Below are 1,348 nucleotides of genomic sequence, written 5' to 3' on the forward strand. Positions count from 1 at the left end.
TGGCCGACGGCCCGTTGCTGCCGTTGGCCGCGCTCGGTGGTACCCCGCTGCTCGGTTTCGCGGTCGCGGGCACGGGCACCGCGCTCGGACTCGTCGTCCTCCTACTCGCTCGCCGGCACCGGCCGCCGCGCGGGACACTGCGCTCGGCCACCGGACTCCTTGTGGTCCCCCTCGTCACCGCGGGACTCGCCGCCGCGGCGGCACTCGACACCACGCCCCGGGGCACCGGGGAGACCGCCGACATCGCCGTGATCCAGGGCAACGTCCCGCGCCTCGGGTTGGACTTCAACGCGCAGCGCCGTGCTGTACTCGAGAACCACCTCCGGGTGACCGCGGAGCTCGCCGACGACGTCGAGGCCGGAACCGCGGTCCGGCCGGATGTGGTGCTGTGGCCGGAGAACGCCTCCGACATCTCGCCCCTGGCCGACCGGCAGGCCGGCGCCCAGATCTCCGCCCTGTCGCGTCGACTGGACGCCCCGATCCTCGTGGGCACCGTCCTGCGGGTGGGTGACGGCCCCGAGGCCACCAACTCCTACCTGGTCTGGGACGGTCGATCGCCCGAGCCCGCCGCGGATCCCGTGGTCGACCGCCACGACAAGAAGTACATCCAACCGTTCGGGGAGTGGTTGCCCCTGCGCGCGCCGCTCGAAGCCGTGTTCCCGATCGCCCGGACCGCCGGGCACTTCGTCCCAGGCGACGGCGACGGGATGGTGACCGCGGCCGGGATCGACTTCGGGGTGGCCATTTGCTTCGAGATCGCCTTCGACGCCGCGGCACGTGAACCGGTCGCCCGCGGAGCCCAGATCCTCACGGTGCCCACGAACAACGCGACCTTCGGCAGGTCCCCGATGAGCTACCAACAGCTCGCCATGTCGAGGGTCCGGGCGGTGGAGCACCACGTCCCCGTCCTCGTCGCGGCGACCAGCGGGGTCAGCGCGGTGATCGGCCCGGACGGTCAGGTGCTCCAGAAGACCGGGATCTTCGAGCCCGCGACACTGTCGGCGCAGGTCGAGTCGGACTCCGCCGGTACCATGGCAACCCGACTGGGCGGCATCCCGCAGATGGTGAGCTGCCTCATCGGGTTCGTCGGCCTGGGATGGGCGTTGATCCGCACCCGGCGGCGACCCGCGACCGAGTGCGAGGAGACGTAAGTGACCGATCCGATGGCGCCTCCACCCGCAGCTGCGTCCTCGCGGACGTTGGTGATCATCCCCACGTACGACGAGCGCGACAACCTCCCGGGCGTCGTCGAGCGCCTGCTCGCGTCAGCCCCCGACGTGGCGGTCCTCATCGCGGACGACAACAGCCCCGACGGCACCGGGGAGGTCGCCGACCGGCTCGCCGCCGA

At 72.0% G+C, this 1,348-nt stretch carries 2 protein-coding genes; both read left to right on the top strand.

Annotated elements, in window-relative coordinates; all coding sequences use genetic code 11:
• Positions 1 to 1,151 (top strand): apolipoprotein N-acyltransferase (lnt, locus tag G6026_RS14615; RefSeq protein ID WP_182613610.1); only part of this gene is annotated, 1,151 nt, incomplete at its 5' end.
• Between the two features lie 12 nt (positions 1,152 to 1,163).
• Positions 1,164 to 1,348: glycosyltransferase (locus G6026_RS17550; RefSeq protein ID WP_241728103.1), on the top strand; the 185-nt coding region annotated here is incomplete at its 3' end.

Source organism: Dietzia sp. DQ11-38-2, from assembly GCF_014145055.1.
Lineage (GTDB): Bacteria > Actinomycetota > Actinomycetes > Mycobacteriales > Mycobacteriaceae > Dietzia.